Source organism: Fuerstiella marisgermanici, from assembly GCF_001983935.1.
Taxonomy (GTDB): domain Bacteria; phylum Planctomycetota; class Planctomycetia; order Planctomycetales; family Planctomycetaceae; genus Fuerstiella; species Fuerstiella marisgermanici.
Window position 1 is genome coordinate 4,049,700 of sequence record NZ_CP017641.1, and the last position, 17,048, is coordinate 4,066,747.

Genomic DNA, 17,048 nt, shown 5'->3' on the forward strand with positions numbered 1-17,048 from the left:
GAACGATTCATCGGTCACAGCGAATTCTCTCAAAAGGTTACACGGGCCACGGTGGATACCCCCATCGTGCCGGTGCCGATTCCCTGAATTTTATCGAACTTGGTGTGCGCGCGTCTCCTGCCCCCGCACCTTCGTTCACAACGAGCTTTCCTCACCGACTCGCAAGACGCGGCGGATTTCGTCGGTGCGGAATCCGAGCGCCTGAGGTCGTCGAATGCCCGGCAATATGATCACGTCGTACAGTTCTGACACCACGCCTTCGATGCGTACCCAATGAATTGCATCTCCGGTTCGCAGATCAATCACATGCAGCCCGCACCGAGGATCGACTTGTGCCTTCCCAAGGTTCTGATCCAGATCCAATCCGGAGAAGGTCCGGTTTTCGCGCTGCTTCGAAAGGCCGATGATGGCGTAGTCGCCGTGGAACCACAGGCCTCTTTGATAGCCCGGACAAAACGCGACCGATTCAAAGCAGCCTTTGTCCCGGTCAATGAACCCAAAGTGCCCGGTGCCGGAATTTAACACCCACAACTTATCGCGATAGACTCGCGGAGAATGCGGCATGGACAGGCCGGTCGCGACGACAGCGTTGGTCTGCACATCAATCACGCAGCCTCCGTCATGACGCCGGTCTCGCCAACCATCGGCCACATTGGATTGGCTGACCGCCGTCACGTACTTGGCTTTACCGTTTTCCAGAGCCAACCCGTTCAGATGACAACGATCTTCAGCCGCCAGTCGATCAATAAACGGAGGCTTCCACAGCGGCACGAAACTATGAGTGTCACTGATCGTCGCCAAACAGCCGAACAGCGTGTTCACAAAGACGACTCGCCCGCTGTCTTCAACCGCCACATCGTGAATATCCAGATCGCCCGTCACGTATCCCACCTGAGGAACATACAGGCGATCGAAGCTTTCCGCAGTCTGACCGGGCTCCAGCACATTTTCGAACCGCCACAACTGGTACAGCGACGACAGCCACAACGTCTGATCCGTCGCATGCAGTCCCAGACAGCGGTTGAACGTGCGTTCAAACACAGACAGCCTGCCATCGGGCTGCAGGCCCAGCAAAAACAGCTTTCCCGCCTGATAGGTGGTAAACGCGAGACTTAGCTTCTGTTCCGCCAGCCAGTCCGGAAACTGACGTGAAGATGTAAGTTCAAAGATCGGAGCGGGAGACGCAGAAGACACTTTTGAAATTCCTTTCTCGATCAAATTCGCACTGGAGGATGCTGGTGACTGCAACCGTCCATGTCAAGGAACAGTCCGGGGCTGGCCAGTGGATGGGTGTATCGTCGGTGTCAGCCACAAAAAGAACAGGGAAAGCGGGTGCAACCCCCGACATGCACCCTCGGGCCCCCGATCCGTATGATGGCGGCTTGGCACTTGGTTCAAGTCGAATAACGATGACTGACAAGCACGCCGAATCTACGAGCCGCCTGTGAGGCAGGAAAAAAACAAGTGTCGCTAAACAACAATCGTGCAGGCGGCATTCCTGGCGTGATGCAACAGTCGGCCCATCGAATGCGTGTCGAGCATTCCGGCTTCATCGACACTCAGCACTCCATTCTTTGGAAGCTGGACAGGCTTCCTGATCCATCGTGGCTTATGGGCACGACAGATCAGAGCAATCATTATTTTGCAGCAACGACCTGCTACTCAAGAATTGAAGCCACAGACAGACCCGCAAAACAAAACGAGCAAATTGCAATCGACGACAGTTAACCACGTCGCTGCGCGCCTCTTACCGGCGTCGGAGACGGGAAAGCCAACCTTTCTAACCGCCGTCTACAAGCCCCTCTTGGACACACTAAGACAAAACAGCACTTAGCCAATTCTGTCACTGGTTCTTTTCTCCCGAATCGAATGCTCGAGCTCTCTCCAATCGCTTTCGGACCTCTCCGTGGAACGCTGGAAATGACTCCTGCCTAAATACTTCAAGGGCAGCTTCATGTGCGGCGATTGCCGACCTGATGGCTTCATCGCTCCGCGTTGGATGTGCGATAGCTAACGCTGTGTAGGCGATTCCAATGTTTGACTTGGTCTTGGCCCAATCTTGCGGCGACGATTTTCGAGTCCAGATGGTCAGAATATCGTCGTAAATCTTGAAGGCGTCATCGAACACTTCTTCGGATTCGAAGCCATGCTGACCGAGACGTACAAGAACATTGCAGAGGTTAGAACTAGTCGTGGCCCATTGATGCGGCAGTGTATCCTTCGTTTGGATCTTTAGAGCTGATTTGAGAGCAGCTGAGGCATCTCTCAACAGTTCGTGTGAAACTCGTCCCTCTGAACGATCAGCCAGATCCTTCAGGATCATTCCAATATCACTTTGCGCCTTTGCCCATTGCCAGGGCCAGCGCATACTAAGTTGTTTTGCCGGTAAGGATTTGCATCAAATAGTCAATGTTCCATCCGGCCATTCTTCTTTTCATGACGTTGCTTTGTTTGCCAGGATGTTTCTTGATGAGGCTGAGTGTGAGTCGTCTGAGCCATGACAAATTGTTCGCGAAGATTCGGTTTCGGACTCGACTCTCATCCTCGCGGTAGGTCATGTCGAGACTCCAGTGCAGCGTGTTTTCTATGGCCCAGTGACCACGAACCGTTGTTGCGAACAGCTCGCCTTTGCGACGCAGACTGCTGATGTAGTAGCGAACGTCAGAATGATGAATGCCGTCCTGCTCGTACATTCGGATCGCCGTTCCGATGGTCTTGAGTCCGGCCCATTTGTGGCCCACGTCAAAATCGACAGGCACGGTCGCCTGATAGTAGATTCTCTGTTCCTGCCGACCGTGTCCCTTCTCTGTTTCTTCATAGCGACTGACGGGACAGCGAGCGAAGTCATCCTCCAGGTGATCGAGAAAAAACTTCTGCACGACCTCATAGAGTTTCGGTTGGTTGCCTTTCAGGGCTAACACATAGTCTGCATTGCCAGACACGATCTGCTGCGCAATGTTTTTTTGACAACCCGCTGCGTCAATCGTAATGATCGCCTCATCGATATTGATTTCGTTCAGTAATTTCGGGATCGCGGTGATCTCGTTCGACTTCTCTTCCGTCGCCACCTGTCCCAGAGAAATCCCCTGATCAGAAGCCCACGCACTCACGATGAACAACGCACCCAGCCCATTCTTTTTGTCATGTGATCGACGGAGTGCTTTGCCATCAATCGCAATCTGTTTTCTGTAGCCTTCTTTCTGTTCGTCGGAAAGTCCTTCCAGCGATTCAATCCATTGCACGAAGCACGCTTGAAAGTCGTTCGGCTTCAGGAGAGAAAGGACGCGCCGGTACGTATCTTTTTTCGGAATGCCATGCGGAAGTGCCAGGTGTTTCTGCAGGCCATCGGCATTCAGTCGCGCCCATTCCGCAATCGCACTGGGGCCGTCGGCGTTGGCCAGCACTCCGCAAATGGCGATCACAATCACATCACCAAGCAGATGCAGACGATTGATGTTGGAACGCGGGTCTTTCAATTGATCAAAGTAATGAACAATGTTTCCTGTCAGCTCCTGGGTGACCGCCAGTTCAACTGTCGACATCTCTTGTCCTCTCCTCGTGAAGTCCGATGTTACGACACGAAAAGACTAACCAATACTCACTTGTCGCGCCAGCCTAAATTGCCCAAAGTGCGCGCTGGCCCTGGCCCATTGCTGAGGGTACTCCGCAAGCGTGAATGATCGTGTCGCATCCTGGCATGCCACGAGCGACCCGAGTAGCAGTCGTTTGCTATATTTCCCGGAGATCATCCTTCCCATAGCTGCCTTAACAATCGCAAGGTTGAGTTTCGCCCTCGCCCATTGCGTCGCATCAGTCCGGACACTGAGTGCTTCCTGAATTGCGTGTTCAGCCTCAAACAGCAGGTCAAGACCTTCCTGCCCTCCGGTCAGTTGGCCTTTTAGCGAAAGGGCATTTCCCAGATTGCTCTGGGTGTTCGCCCAAGATTCAGCGTGCTCAACTCTTGACTGTACCTGCAAAGCATTTTCATAGGCTTCCACGGCTTCTGTTAACAACTGCGACACTTGACTGCCATCAGCTCGTTTCCCAAGCTCCTGCAGGACATTGCCTAAAGCGATCTGGCTATTCGCCCAACGGGTCGGTAGTCGTTCCTGAGTGTTGATCTTAAGGGCCTCAAGCAGCACTTTCCTTGCCTCAGCGTACAAGTCTCTGGCTTCCTCACCGCCCGTTCGATTTGCAAGGGATGTGAGCGCCAGGCCAAGATTGTGGTTAATGTCCGCCCAATGCGTCGCGTTTGCCAACCGCTCCGTTTGTTCAGAGGCTTCTCGATACGATTCAATTGCTTGGTGTAGTATTTTGACAGACTCTTCAGCGTCTACTCGTTCGCCGAGATTGCTTGCGGCGTTGCCAATGCGGAACTTGATTCGTCTCCATCGAGCTCTGTCCGTCTTTTGGTCGACATATTTGAGTGCGAGATAATATGTCTCGATGGCATCGTTGTACTGATTACCCATGAAGTAGGCATCACCGCCAAGCACAACATCGTCGATTCCGTCGGCGACCTTCTCCTCGCCCACACCATTGGCGATCGAATCATCTTCAATATCTTTGAGCCCATCATTGATGGTGTCCATACCTGCCTTCCTGAGCGACGGTGCGGCGACGTCCAATCTGCCCTCCGCAAATGCTGCCAGCCCAACCTGCCTAAAGTCTGTTGCATTCTCTTTTGCTTTTTCGGCCCATTCCTGAAGAGCAGTATGCACCTCTTCCTCGGTGAATCCGTATTCCAGTCCGAAGGCGAGGACGTATTTCGCGAGGTCCCCTCGAGCTACCGATGCGGGGCGCAATTCACCAGAAGCTTCTTCGGCCGTTTGTTCGATAAATCTCTCAATACGTTGATCTGTCCAGAGCAGCTTCGAACCCTCCGGGAGAATTCGAATTTCAATCTCGTCGAGCTCGTCATCCGGCAAACGGAATTCGCCAGAAAGTGGATAGTGTATGACAAAACCAGGTTTCTCGATCGCGAGGGTTACGAGCCTTCCGCTTCGAAAGGCTGTCGGCAGCTGAATCCTAAACTCGCCGGTATCAGTCGTGATGGCGCTACCGACATTACGAACAAACACCTTCGTGTTCCTGACCGGTTGTTTGCTCTCCTTGGACTCACCAACGATCACGAGCATGCCACGCAGATATCGAGGCTGGCTTGTTTGGGCGTGCGTCTGAGGGATTGCCATTAAGCTAAGCACGGCCACGCAGATCGTTCTGTTCATTTGGCGCCTCCACCCGAAGTCGCTTCCTCCTCATGCGACTCTTTGACAAATGTCACGGGGAAGTGGTGGGTCCCCAGCCATACGTGGTTGCGGCTGGGTTCATATCCGGACTTCAGGGCTATCAACTCTACTTGTCGGTGCTGGGTCGTCGACAACCCTTCAAATCGAAACCGACCGTGCGGGTCAGTCCTGCACACCGGTGTTCCACCACTTTCGGTGTCAATATCCAACAGCGTCAGTTTCACACCAACAATTGGCTTGTTGGTGACCGCATCGATAACTGAGCCGCCGAGCACTGCAGGTACACTGCTTGCCGCTTGTTGACGAAACGTTGGGTTCGGTGGAATGCCAGCCACTTGTCCATCTCTTTCGTTGGACCCGCTCTGTCCTTGTATGAAAAAGAATGCGACTCCAATAAATGGAGTCATCAGTAGCGCTAGCTTCCAGGAACGTCCGGGAGCCCACGGCGCGGAAATATTCAGAAACACTCCATGATCGTCACCTTGCGAGTCGTCTGCCCAGCCTGCCCCTTCCGTAGCCAATGATGAGGCCGAGCAGCTTGCTCCAGGATCAGTGTTCTCGTCTTCACCAATACCAAGAGGCGGCTGCTCTTGTTCCAGCTTATCGATGGCGGCATCCGGCAGATCCGTGGTCTCCGGGGGCGTTTTCATGAATTCAGTTGACGAGCCGGCCTCTCTTATGATCTTCGGCTTTTTCTTGGCCTCCACGACATGCTTGGCAAAGTCCAAGTGAACATGCCCGTCCTCTCCCAGAAACGGAATTTCTAGCCGGTTGATTTCATCAATAAACTCGACAATTGCCGGGCGGCTCACGCCTCGTGATTGTTTCCCTGCTGCCTGCCAAGGCGAACTGTGATCTTTCAAGGGCGTCTCGGCGAGAAACGAGTCGAAGAAGTCCCGCTGCGTCTTCCCCGCAGCTTTAAACTGCTTTTTCGCTTCTTCGTTGAACGCATACGTGGCCAAAACAAGCCCTCCACGAAATTATCGTCCGACATCACGCATGCGTAAATTGTTGACTTGCTGACTTTCTGCTGTCAAGCCGCAGCTTGCTGCCCGCGAGACAACTGTTCTCAGTGTAAGGCAAATTTCTTTTGCAGCTTCACCCTCTGGAAGCTCAGAAATGACCTGTAGCAAGTTGTCTCGGACCCGAGGCTGACCTTTTGTGACGGTCCCATCACTTAGTCCATTCAGAAGACCAAAACTGTCGGCGATGAGCGTTCGATGGCGCTGTGACAACGTGTCCTCATTCTCTGACAGGCCAGTTTCCTGAAAGCCACCCAGTTCCATGGAAAGCTGGTGTGCGATCTGTCTGATTGACGCAGATGTGATGTGTTTCTTTTCCGACATGGAACCAAGGTCTAACTGCATTTCAGGGTTTGCGCAACGGAATTTTCCAAGTGCGTCTGTCTCAATGGAGAAAAGTCTGAGGTGCAGGTTTTGTGCAAGCCCTGTGCAATGGCGCAAAGCCAATGCCGGCACGGTGCAAGCACGGTGCAGAGGCAGTGCGAACTGCTTTTTCACTGCTTATCTCAACACATCAGGTAGTTAATACTCAACTCTGACCACTCTTGGAGAATGCCTGATGCACTGCGAAAACCGACCAACACCTGAGAAAATCAAAGATCTCCTGATCGAAATATTCAATGAAAACTGGCACAGGCTGGTACACCGTGCGTTGCGCAGAATCGACGACCACAACACTGCCTCTGATGTCGTGCAGGCGGCATTTACTGCGACATTGAAGGCGATTGATGACGGTCAAATTCACCATTGTGACCGGGCCAGACTTGGCGGATTCATAGGCAAGGTTGTTGACAACGAAGCCATTAGCTACCTGCGTTGGCGCAATCGGCAATATGTTGCCGAAACGGGCTTCGACGGACAGCAGCTTTCAGAGCTCGCAATCGCTCAAGAGACTGACGACCTCGACAAGAATTCCCATAGCCGCCTCAAAGTCGCCATCCGCCGATTGTCGAATGCCGACCGCGACCTGTTGCATCGAATCTACTCCGAAGGTCTTACAAGAGCGGCCATTACTGAGCTCACCGGACTCTCGACGACAACTATCACAAATCGTCACAAGGAATCGCTTGCTCGACTTGCGGTCGAAATCGGCAGAGTCACTCGAAGCAATTGATACTCAGACGCTTTCCCTCCCACGGGCCAGAGCGTCAACTAACTGGTCGGCCAGATCGGTCCGACACACCTTTAATCAATACGATAAGGAGACACCGCATGTTTATTTTGGGAGTTCTATTCTGGGCTTTCGTCGCACTCGTCATCTGGGGTTGGGTGGAACAGGAATCCAACATGACTGACGAAGAAAAGGCTGACCGTCGCCGTCAGCGCAACGAGTATAGGCACAAACAAAGAATGATCGAAATGGAACTCGAAGCGCAGAAAAAGGCGCGTTCGGGAGCGATCAAGGGACAGGTGGCAGGGACTGTCGCCAAGGTTGCTCTTGCGGCATTCCTTGGCGGCAACACGCGCCACCGGCGCTAATTTTTTCAAGGACTCCATCTAAGCCAGCCAATTGTGGCTGGCTTTTTTGCTTAAGAACTCAGAGGTCTACGATGCCGAAGCCAAACCTTGGCCGTTTTGTCGTTCAACAAATTGAAATTCAACGCGTACGCCGTATGCGAACGGCTCGTCCGCTTGACGAAGCCCATGTCGCAGTCTTGTGCGACAGCATCAAACGCAATGGTCTGTTGCAACCGATAGGTGTTTCGCCAGACGGCGAGCACTTTGTGGTCGTTACCGGCAATCATAGGTTTGCCGCCGTTTCTCGGTTAGGGATCAAGGTTATTGACGCTGTCATCCTGCCTGAGGGCATGACGGAAAACCAATTGCTAGTCCAGTCACTTCATGAGAATCACGTCAGGAAGGCTGAGTCCGCAGAAGCGATGCTTTGTCGGATTCAAGCTCTGGCTGAATACGAAAAATGCACCCTACCTGAGGCCGCGAAGCTCGCTGGTGTTTCGCCGGGCACCCTCAGCAAGATTCAAAAGATTGTGAATTCGCTCAGTCCGGCGGCACTTGAATTGGTCCGAAAGCACAAGATCGGTAGTGCCATTTCGTATGAGGTCGCGAGGCTAGCGAAGAACGAACAGCAGCAGCTTGAGTGGCTGGAGGACTATGTCGCAGGGAAGAAGAGCCGAGAACAAATCAAACTGGCAGCGACGCAAAGTTCAACGTCAAAGCCTAAGAAACTTCGGATTAACGTCACAGTCGATGACGTCGTTGTGAAAGCGACGTTGCCAGCGGAACTCGGATATGCCGGACTCTGTCAGGCGCTGGCAACGTTGCGCAGCAAGATCGCGCTACAGGAGAAGCGCGAAATCGGATTTCACCTGCTACCCGAAGTCCTGAAGGGGCAGTGATGTTCAATCGGTTTTGGAATTGGAAACGGCAGCACCTACCGACGCTGACAAAACTGGGCCTGGAAACGCCTCAGTCGCTTACATCCCATATCTGGCTCACGGGTGGGTCCGGCAGCGGTAAGAGTTCGTTGCTGGAACTCATCATGCACGACGTTCTCGACATGGGCGTCTCATGCATGTGGTTTGGGGTTAAGTCAGACGAAGCGGATGCCGCTGTTCGGATCATCTCTGAGTCTCACCAGCGAGACCGGCTGATTCGGCTCGTTCCTGGCAAATTCACGTTCAACGTGGCGGCATACGAACTCGGTCGCAAAGGCGGTAGCCCAGCAACGCTCATGCGTTTGATTGAGCGTTTGTCCGAGATGGTGTCACGCACCGACGGCGGTGGTGATTCGGCAGCATTTTGGAAAGGCCTTTTCAACGGCGCTATAGAATTTGCCGCGACTCTCGGATCACTTGCCTACAAAGAAAACGTGACACTGGAAAACATCTACGACATTGCAATGACGTGCCCGGCCTCATTGTCTCAGATTCAGGCAGAAACCTTTCGAGAATCGCCTTTCTTCCAACTGTTGCAACGGGCAGAAGCAGGGATCCAAACTCCCGGTGACCGACAAGCATACAAGCAGGCCGTCGCATTTTTTCTGCAGCGTGTTCCCACGATCGGCGAAAAGGCGCGCGGGGCGATGACGACTTCGGTAGCCAACGTGCTTGCTCCGCTGCTTCGTTCTCCGTTTTACGAAACACTCTGCTCGCCGACATCTTCGTTCAATCCTGAAATGCCGCTCGACGGATATTGCGTCGTAATCGATTTTCCGGTTCTCGTCTGGGGCGACGCAGCGTTATTACTACAGAACCTCCTTTCGATGTTGACGATGGAAGCCGCACTGCGGCGTCCCAACCGGGAACAGATTACGGCGTTCGTCAAAGACGAATATCAGATGCTCTGTGCTTCACCTGAGTTTGATTGCATGGCATTGTCTGTGGCCCGGTCACATGGCATCGCCTGCCTTGCTGCGACTCAGTCAGTGCCACTATTGCGAGTTGCGATGGGCGGTGATGGTCCCGGTGAGCAACGCGCTCTGGGCCTACTTGGAAATTTCAATACGCAATTGACGCTCGCAAATCAATGTACGGAAACCAACCGATTCTTCAGCGAGAGCTGGGGGCAGCATCGCGAAGATTTTGTGAGCGTGAGTGAGAACAAGCAGGAAGAAGAACTCGACCTGTTGAATATGTTGCTCGGCAACGACCGATTGCTGTTCAGTGTTGGGCAGCAACTCGCCCCGCGTTGCTCTCCCGCCGCCTTCCTGGATCTCAGGCGAGGTGGTCCGGAAAACAAGTTCATCGTCGACGCCTTTCTCACGCAAGGCGGCAGAACGTTCGGGCCAGACAATAGTCCATTCACCAAGGCTTCCTTCAAACAAAGGCGACGCAAAGCATGAGTACGGATCGACAACCGCCGAACAAGCAGTCCGAAGAATTCGTCAAAGAGGAGATCAAAAGCTTCCGCAACGGAATCGGCGGGTTTCTGATCGCTGGTCTAACGGTGTGCCGAACGCTGCAGGTCTTCAGCCGTATTCCCGGCTCGTCCGGGTTATGGCTGAACCTCGCATGGATCGCCGGTGCTGCCATACAAGGATTCTATCTTTCTGGTCACGTTCAGAAGTACGGACGGGTCGACGTGATCTCATTCGAAGCGTTCCTCACCTTCCAGTACCTGTGGTGGCTTGTAGATGTCGCCATTCGTATTTGGTTCTCTCGGAAGCGATCGCGTCCTGCTCGACTTTATCAGGGACGGGCCATCTTCTTTCGACATTGGATGCGAGACGATATTGCTGGGGTCGCTTCGGATGTAGTTGTCGGCGTCGGGATGATCACGTTCTTCCGAGTATTGGCTTGCTCAACCCTGGCGAATTGGTACTCAGTCATTCTCGGCTGGACTGTGTTTTGTCAAGGCTTCCTGTTGGCTCGTGAGCTGTGGATACGACTGCGGATTCGTGCGACGCGTCGACGTGCGGCATATTGGCAGAAAGATGTCCGAGGGAGGCACTACGTATGAGTCGGTTCCGAGACGCCGTTCATCGACTTGCCAACAATCCCATGATCAACAATCCCGTGACAAACAACCCGGTCACGCGTTTTGTTGGGAACGCCATAAAGACGCTCGCCAACGATCCAAGTTTGCAGCAGTGGTTCGGTCACGGCGTCAATGAAGTGGCGAATATGGTTTTGCACGGCCAGCCAGCCCCGATTTACGCGAGGAGTGCTTCGCCGAAAGATCAGGAAATCGTTGCACCACACGTTCAACAAGAGGAGGAAGTCACTGTGACATCACACGGTCCCGCAGAACCAGCACAAGCAGTCAATGTCGAGGCTCCCGTCGCTCAATCAGAAGTCAGTGCGGAAGCACCAACGATTGAGCCCGTCGAGAGCATGCTCGAACAGACAATGCATGAGATAGAACAAACGCCCGAACTCAATCACCCCGAACAGGAGATGTACGTATGAGCCTCAGAAACACACTTGAGGAAGTTGCCGCCAACCTGGTTGTTGGATTCAGCAACGAGATTGATAACTCGCTGAAAGCGGATTGTGCCCTCATTGGTTCCCAACCGGCTTTGCAGGACGCGGGTGCTGAGATTGCAGCTGCGATCATGGGCCGGCCGCGAACAGCTCAGGACTCGATCGGCGCGCGCGCCCCGATACCACCTATGGAAAGCGTTTTCCACACGATCCCTGGCCCGCGAGTCATTGAAGTTGAAGCCATTCGAAGACTCTCTTGATTCCCGCGCTGCAGCCATGCCTGGCTGAATATCGCAGCCATCGCTGTAGCAATCTTCGTCAACGATCGCTCGACCGCTGCAATTCTTCATAGTCTCGGAAGGTACCAACGTGGGTAAATACGTTCTCAGTGATCGATACGTGGTACTGATCTGCCTTGGTAGTACCGTTGTCATGCTGTGTTGCACCATGTGGCAGCAGCAACGAATTTTGGGCAAGTTCCCCGACGTCCAAGGTCAACGACGGCGGTTCCACGCTGGAGTGCTGTCTTTGTTCTTTTCGCCAACAGCTGGTCACGTCTGGTTCTCACTGGTCTTTCCGTGGCCTGGATTAATCCTCGTTGACTATTGGTTCTTCTGTGGCCAGATCACAGCCATAAAGTTCGAGTCACAGCTACTTTGGACAATGCACGCATTTTTCGTGTTATCACTCGGCCTTCCATTGCTCTGCTTTCAACAACTTGAACGCGAGCTTGAGCATCTTCAGCAAAGTCATCGACTTGAGCAGGACCGGCAAATCATCAGGCGGCAGATTGCTGCTATTCGAGCACGCCAATCACAGCGGTAGCAGCGAGTTTCACACTGTCATCAAACGGTAACACAAATGCGCTAAAATATGCCTATGCGGGTTACTCATTCGAGAAGCAGTCGTGGGGCGAAGAACTACTACAACTTCAGCGACTATTACGACACCGGACCGAGCCAACTGAAAGGTCAGTGGTTCGGCAACGGCGCTCGCATGCTGGGGCTCGCAGGTGACGTACAGAAAGAACACTTCGATCGGCTTGTCGACAACCTTATGCCGTTTGAAGATACACGGCTGACGCAACGCAACCATGCCAACCGTCGGGTTGGTACCGACATAACTTTGTCGGCTTCCAAATCTGTTTCGCTTCTGTGGGCCTACACTCAGGACGATGAGATCCTTCAAGCTGTTCAGAAAGCGGCTCACGCTACGCTTGGCGATCTCGAGCAAGACGCGCAGACTCGCGTCAATCACGCGCGTGGCAGGATGACGCTGAACAAGACTCGAAACATTGTCGGCGCAAGCTGGCTGCACACAACATCGCGGCCCGTTGATGGCTACCCGGACCCTTCGCTACACGTGCACGGCTTTGTCATCAATGCAACCAACACGGGCGATCGCTGGACTGCGGTCGATCTTTCAACGGTCGTTCGCGACTCCGGATACTACGAAGCCATCTTCCAGTCACGCCTCGCTGAGAATATGGAAGCTCTTGGCTATCGAACCGAGCGGAGCAACCGCGATTTCGAAATCGCTGGCATCTCGCGGGAGACGATTGAGAAGTTTAGCAGACGCACTGCCCAGATTGAGAAGCTCGCTGCCGAGCAGGGCATCACGAATGCCGACACAAAGGGACTTTTAGGAGCCCAAACACGGGATCTGAAGACAACCAACACCGTTGCCGTGGAGGACCTGCCATCCGTTTGGCGAGGTCGATTGACGGAAGTCGAGCAGAACCAATTCGACCGAATCGCCCGTCGTGATTACGACGATGCGGCGATACGGCTTTCCGCATCCGAGGCTGTGGACTTTGCCACTGACCATAGTTTCGAAAGGGAGTCCGTCGTCCGAGAGCGTCAGCTTCTTAGAAACGCAATCCTGCAGGGAATTGGCAGGACAACAGTTGATAACATCCAGGCCGAAGTCGCATCACGAGATTGGATCCGCGAAGGCGATGAAGAAACGGCCGAGATCAGTACGCGTGAAGTGCTGGCCGAAGAGCAGTCCCTGCTGGACTTCGCCCGCAAGGGACGTGGAGCCGTCCTGCCATTGGCCGCCACGCACACGATTGAAAGAGATTGGCTCAGTGAAGAACAGAAGAATGCCGTCCAAGGGCTCCTGAGTTCCACTGACCGAGTTCAGATTCTTCGGGGCGTCGCCGGTGCGGGCAAGACTACGCTCATGAAAGAAGCCATCGAAGCAATGGAAGGTTCAGGTCTGCATGTCGCCGTGCTTGCACCGACAGCAGAAGCGGCCCATGGTGTGCTCCGTGAAGAAGAAGGCTTTGACGGGAATACGCTGGCATCGTTCCTCGTCGATGAACGTGCACAGAAGAGGGCGAATGGCGGAGTTGTTTGGGTCGATGAAGGGGCTCTTGTCGGCACCAGTGATCTTGCAAAGTTAGCGGCCGTTGCTGAGCGAATCGATGCTCGAGTCGTCCTGAGCGGAGATGGGCGCCAACACCAGCCCGTCGCACGCGGCTTACCGTTTCACTTATTGGAAACCCAGGCGGGAATCAAACCGCTTGAAGTCAAGAAGATCCGTCGACAAGAAAACCCGGAATATCGAGATGCGGTGTCTGCCTTGAGTCGTGGCGACGTCAAGCAGGGCATCGACAAGCTTGATGACCTCGGATTCATTCATGAGATCAAAGATGCTCAAACGAGAAACGAGAGCCTTGCCAGCGATTACGCTGACTCCATCGCGGCGGGCAAGACCAGCCTTGTAGTTGCCCCAACGCATGCGGAGCGGGAGGTGGTCACCAGCGCCATTCGTAGCGAGCTGAAAAATCGTGGTCTTGTGAGCAAGGACGAGAGGACAATCACCACGCTCAAGTCTCGACGTCTGACAGCTGCCCAACGTTCGGATGCATTTAACTACGAGCCGGGCGACGTCGTGGAGTTCGTGACCAAAGGCAAGGGGGGATTCAATGCCGGTGACAGACTAACGGTAACCCAGATTCATGACGGTAAAGTCTTTGCCGGTCCGCATGGAGAAACCGAAGTCCCTGTTGGTTCTCCGAAATCGTTCGATGTCTACCGAAAGCAAGAACAGGGCTTCGCCGTCGGCGATCTGATTCGCATCACTAAGAATCGTCGCCCTGATAAAGACAGCTCAGCGAAGCGACTGACGAATGGTTCTCTCGTGAAGCTCAAAGGGTTCACCAAGAACGGGTATCTCAAGCTCAGCAATGGGCGCACGATCCCGCCTGAGTGGGGCCACATCGACCATGGTGTGGCGGTGACCTCGTATGGTTCACAAGGCAAGACGTTCCAGCGCGTATTCGTCGCCCAAAGCAGCTTGTCTTTCCCAGCTTCGTCGCCTGAACAGGCATACGTGTCTGCCAGCCGAGGCAAAGAGCAACTGACGATCTACACAGACGACAAGTCTGCATTGAAGTCCGCCGTTGCACACGTTCGTCCGGCGAAGAACGCGAGCGACCTGCGACCAAACCAGCTGCCATCAACCGAAGCCCCACGGTCCCGACTCCTGCACGAACTATCTCAAATCCGACTGCGTGCCGCTCGGTTTGCCAGTGACCAGATTCGCCGCTTCAGCCAGTGGGCCGGACAGCGACAACTTCAACCACAACAAGCGAGGTAAATATGGCCCGACACGAATCCAACAGTATACTTGAGCGAGCCGGAATCGCGTCGGAGATCTCCAACCCGGAGGCGGACTATTACAACGAAGATGATCCGTACCGAGCCATCGGGATTTCTCGCAAAGCCTGGGGCGGCGAGCCAATGATCAACTTCATCATGCGAACCGGCGACCATCAGGCCATCGCCTATAACCACCTCTACCGAATTCAATTCGATCCATCGAAAGGGATAACGCTCGACTTCACCAATCACAAGGTTGTCATTCAGGGCCGAAAACTTGCCGAGGCGTATCAGAAGCTGGCAATGCAACGCGTCATCTTCATCGCAGAGGCTGACGATGCGACAGGACGACTCGCCGATGATGACGAACCAGTCGTTACCAGTTTGCAAATTCTTGAACCGACTTCTGAAACACCGATTCGTTGATTAACGCAGGTTAACTTCTCCATTCGTCCTCAATGAACGCAATGCATCAAAAAGGACATTTTGATACACACTTTCGTCATCTGACCGGCGTCCTGACAGCAAAGAAGCTGTCTGTCAGATCCTTAGGTCGGAGGCAACGACGAATCTGGTTGACAGGCCGTCAATTCTGTGTCACTTGTTGAGTGAGATGCATTTTAACCACGGAGGAGTCAATGCATGAACAAGAAGACGAAACATCATTAGTCTGGCATCAGGCACTCGACGGGAGTGGCCGCATTCTAATTCCCGTCGAACTGAGACGCGAACTGGAAATTGAACCGGGTTCACAACTAATCTGGACACGGGGTGAAAACGGTTTGGAGCTACGGACCTATCATCAAAGCATTGCAGAGATTCAGGACTATTTCACCAGCCTCTCCCCACCTGACAAAGTCTGGAGCGACGAACTGATTGCCGAACGTCGTCGGGAGGCTGCTCGTGAGCATGGTGATGGATAGTTCTGCGGTCATCGCCGTTTTGCGGCGAGAAGCTGGTGCCGAAAATGTGATACCGCATTTGCGGACGGCACTCATTTCCTCTGTCAACGTGGCAGAGGTGTTCTACATCGCTGAGGCCGAGGGAGCAGGACGTTCAGAAATTTCGAGTGCACTGGCACGCATGGAACTGACCGAAGTCGGCTTTGACCGAGAACAGGCCGAACGACTCGCGAGTCTCTATTCAATCACTCGCGGCGGCAGCGTTGGCTTTGCCGACAGAGCGTGTTTGGCTCTGGCCGACCGTTACCAACTTCCCGTGCTCACCGGGGACCGTGAGTGGATCAAGTATGATATCGACCTTGACATTCGGCTGTTCCGCCATGCGGAGGCCGCGTGACTCTGCCCGTCCACTACAAATCGCTTCCGGCGACATGTTCCGTTCCCCAGATTATTCAGTCCAGCGGGGAACACGCCAGCCGACGCTTTATCGAGTTCTTTGCTGCATCAATCCGAAATCGCGGGACGCGGGAAGTCTACCTGCATGCAGCCACAGACTTTCTCAACTGGTGTGATCAACACCAATTGACGCTCACCGACATTGCTCCGCTCGTCGTGGCGACCTACATCGAACAAATCGGGCAACGCCTGAGTCCACCAACCGTAAAACTCAGACTGGCCGCCATTCGATCCTTGATGGACTTTCTCGTCATTGGTCAAGTTCTGCCATTTAATCCGGCAGCGTCAGTGCGTGGACCAAAGCACGTTGTGAAAAAGGGAAAGACGCCAGTGCTGAGCGGCGCGGAGGCGAAGCAACTCATCGAGTCCATCAACGTGCAGACGATCACGGGACTCCGAGATCGCGCCATCATTGGTGTCATGGTCTACAGCTTTGCCCGTGTCAGTGCGACACTGGGAATGAATTGCGAGGACTACTTTCAACAAGGTCGGCGGATGTGGTTTAGGCTGCATGAGAAAGGTGGCAAGTACCACGAAGTCCCGGTTCATCATACTGCTGAAGAATACGTTGATGCGTATCTGACCGCCGCCTGTCCACTGGATAAATCTACGCCCCTGTTCCGGACGATTGGGCCGAACAAGACGCTCACGGAAAGGAGGCTGCACCGGACTGATGTTTTACGAATGATCAAAAAGCGAGCGAAGTTTGCAGGACTGCCCGACAGTACATGTTGTCACAGTTGGCGAGCCACTGGAATCACCAACTACCTGCAAAATGGAGGCACGCTGGAGCATGCGATGCAGATCGCCTGCCACGAAAGTGCACGCACGACAAAACTCTACGACCGAACGAATGACGCGGTCAGTCTTGATGAGATTGAGCGCATTCGCCTCTAGATCACCAACCGTACTTCCTGAATAGACAATT

18 protein-coding genes are annotated in these 17,048 nt (G+C 53.8%); 12 read left to right on the forward strand and 6 right to left on the reverse strand.

Annotation, left to right across the window (positions count from 1 at the left end; translation table 11 throughout):
- Positions 1 to 135 precede the first annotated feature (135 nt).
- From Fuma_RS15170 to Fuma_RS15200, 6 genes are all read right to left on the reverse strand, one after another.
- Positions 136 to 1,194 (reverse strand): TIGR03032 family protein, encoded by a 1,059-nt coding sequence (locus Fuma_RS15170; protein WP_218922453.1) that lies wholly within the window; start codon positions 1,192 to 1,194, stop codon positions 136 to 138.
- Between the two features lie 649 nt (positions 1,195 to 1,843).
- A complete protein-coding gene (locus Fuma_RS15180) occupies positions 1,844 to 2,368 on the reverse strand; it encodes a tetratricopeptide repeat protein (protein WP_077024865.1) in 525 nt (174 codons plus the stop codon).
- A gap of 1 nt (position 2,369) precedes the next feature.
- Positions 2,370 to 3,542, reverse strand: a complete 1,173-nt coding sequence (locus tag Fuma_RS15185) for an ISAs1 family transposase (protein WP_077022421.1) — start codon at positions 3,540 to 3,542, stop codon at positions 2,370 to 2,372.
- Positions 3,543 to 3,587: 45 nt separating this feature from the next.
- On the reverse strand, positions 3,588 to 5,228 hold the full coding sequence (locus Fuma_RS15190; RefSeq protein ID WP_077024866.1) for a hypothetical protein: 1,641 nt from the start codon (positions 5,226 to 5,228) through the stop codon (positions 3,588 to 3,590).
- Complete coding sequence (locus tag Fuma_RS15195; RefSeq protein ID WP_077024867.1) at positions 5,225 to 6,211, reverse strand: carboxypeptidase-like regulatory domain-containing protein; 987 nt, start codon at positions 6,209 to 6,211, stop codon at positions 5,225 to 5,227. The genes Fuma_RS15190 and Fuma_RS15195 overlap by 4 nt, the downstream gene beginning before the upstream one ends.
- Positions 6,212 to 6,229: 18 nt before the next feature.
- Positions 6,230 to 6,769 (reverse strand): hypothetical protein, encoded by a 540-nt coding sequence (locus Fuma_RS15200; RefSeq protein ID WP_145944194.1) that lies wholly within the window; start codon positions 6,767 to 6,769, stop codon positions 6,230 to 6,232.
- Positions 6,770 to 6,830: 61 nt separating this feature from the next.
- Between Fuma_RS15200 and Fuma_RS15205 the strand changes: the two genes are divergently transcribed.
- From Fuma_RS15205 to Fuma_RS15265, 12 genes are all read left to right on the forward strand, one after another.
- Complete coding sequence (locus Fuma_RS15205) at positions 6,831 to 7,385, forward strand: RNA polymerase sigma factor (RefSeq protein ID WP_077024869.1); 555 nt, start codon at positions 6,831 to 6,833, stop codon at positions 7,383 to 7,385.
- Positions 7,386 to 7,558: 173 nt separating this feature from the next.
- Complete coding sequence (locus tag Fuma_RS15210) at positions 7,559 to 7,750, forward strand: hypothetical protein (RefSeq protein ID WP_145944195.1); 192 nt, start codon at positions 7,559 to 7,561, stop codon at positions 7,748 to 7,750.
- 71 nt (positions 7,751 to 7,821) lie between these two features.
- On the forward strand, positions 7,822 to 8,628 hold the full coding sequence (locus Fuma_RS15215) for a ParB/RepB/Spo0J family partition protein (protein ID WP_077024871.1): 807 nt from the start codon (positions 7,822 to 7,824) through the stop codon (positions 8,626 to 8,628).
- Entirely contained in the window at positions 8,628 to 10,073 is a 1,446-nt protein-coding gene (locus Fuma_RS15220) for a type IV secretion system DNA-binding domain-containing protein (RefSeq protein WP_077024872.1), read from the forward strand. Before Fuma_RS15215 ends, Fuma_RS15220 begins: the two co-directional genes overlap by 1 nt.
- The gene (locus tag Fuma_RS15225; RefSeq protein WP_077024873.1) at positions 10,070 to 10,690 is read left to right on the forward strand and encodes a hypothetical protein; all 621 of its coding nucleotides are present in this window, start codon (positions 10,070 to 10,072) and stop codon (positions 10,688 to 10,690) included. The genes Fuma_RS15220 and Fuma_RS15225 overlap by 4 nt, the downstream gene beginning before the upstream one ends.
- On the forward strand, positions 10,687 to 11,139 hold the full coding sequence (locus tag Fuma_RS15230) for a hypothetical protein (protein ID WP_077024874.1): 453 nt from the start codon (positions 10,687 to 10,689) through the stop codon (positions 11,137 to 11,139). Before Fuma_RS15225 ends, Fuma_RS15230 begins: the two co-directional genes overlap by 4 nt.
- Positions 11,136 to 11,414 carry a hypothetical protein gene (locus Fuma_RS15235; protein ID WP_077024875.1) on the forward strand — a complete coding sequence of 93 codons (279 nt, stop codon included), beginning with the start codon at positions 11,136 to 11,138 and terminating at the stop codon, positions 11,412 to 11,414. Before Fuma_RS15230 ends, Fuma_RS15235 begins: the two co-directional genes overlap by 4 nt.
- Before the next feature lie 619 nt (positions 11,415 to 12,033).
- A complete protein-coding gene (gene mobF, locus Fuma_RS15245; protein WP_077024877.1) occupies positions 12,034 to 14,760 on the forward strand; it encodes a MobF family relaxase in 2,727 nt (908 codons plus the stop codon).
- A 2-nt stretch (positions 14,761 to 14,762) separates the two neighbouring features.
- Entirely contained in the window at positions 14,763 to 15,188 is a 426-nt protein-coding gene (locus Fuma_RS15250; protein WP_077024878.1) for a hypothetical protein, read from the forward strand.
- A gap of 212 nt (positions 15,189 to 15,400) precedes the next feature.
- On the forward strand, positions 15,401 to 15,685 hold the full coding sequence (locus tag Fuma_RS15255) for an AbrB/MazE/SpoVT family DNA-binding domain-containing protein (RefSeq protein ID WP_077024879.1): 285 nt from the start codon (positions 15,401 to 15,403) through the stop codon (positions 15,683 to 15,685).
- Entirely contained in the window at positions 15,678 to 16,061 is a 384-nt protein-coding gene (locus Fuma_RS15260; protein WP_158521011.1) for a PIN domain-containing protein, read from the forward strand. Before Fuma_RS15255 ends, Fuma_RS15260 begins: the two co-directional genes overlap by 8 nt.
- Entirely contained in the window at positions 16,058 to 17,017 is a 960-nt protein-coding gene (locus tag Fuma_RS15265; RefSeq protein ID WP_077024881.1) for a tyrosine-type recombinase/integrase, read from the forward strand. Before Fuma_RS15260 ends, Fuma_RS15265 begins: the two co-directional genes overlap by 4 nt.
- Positions 17,018 to 17,048: the final 31 nt, after the last annotated feature.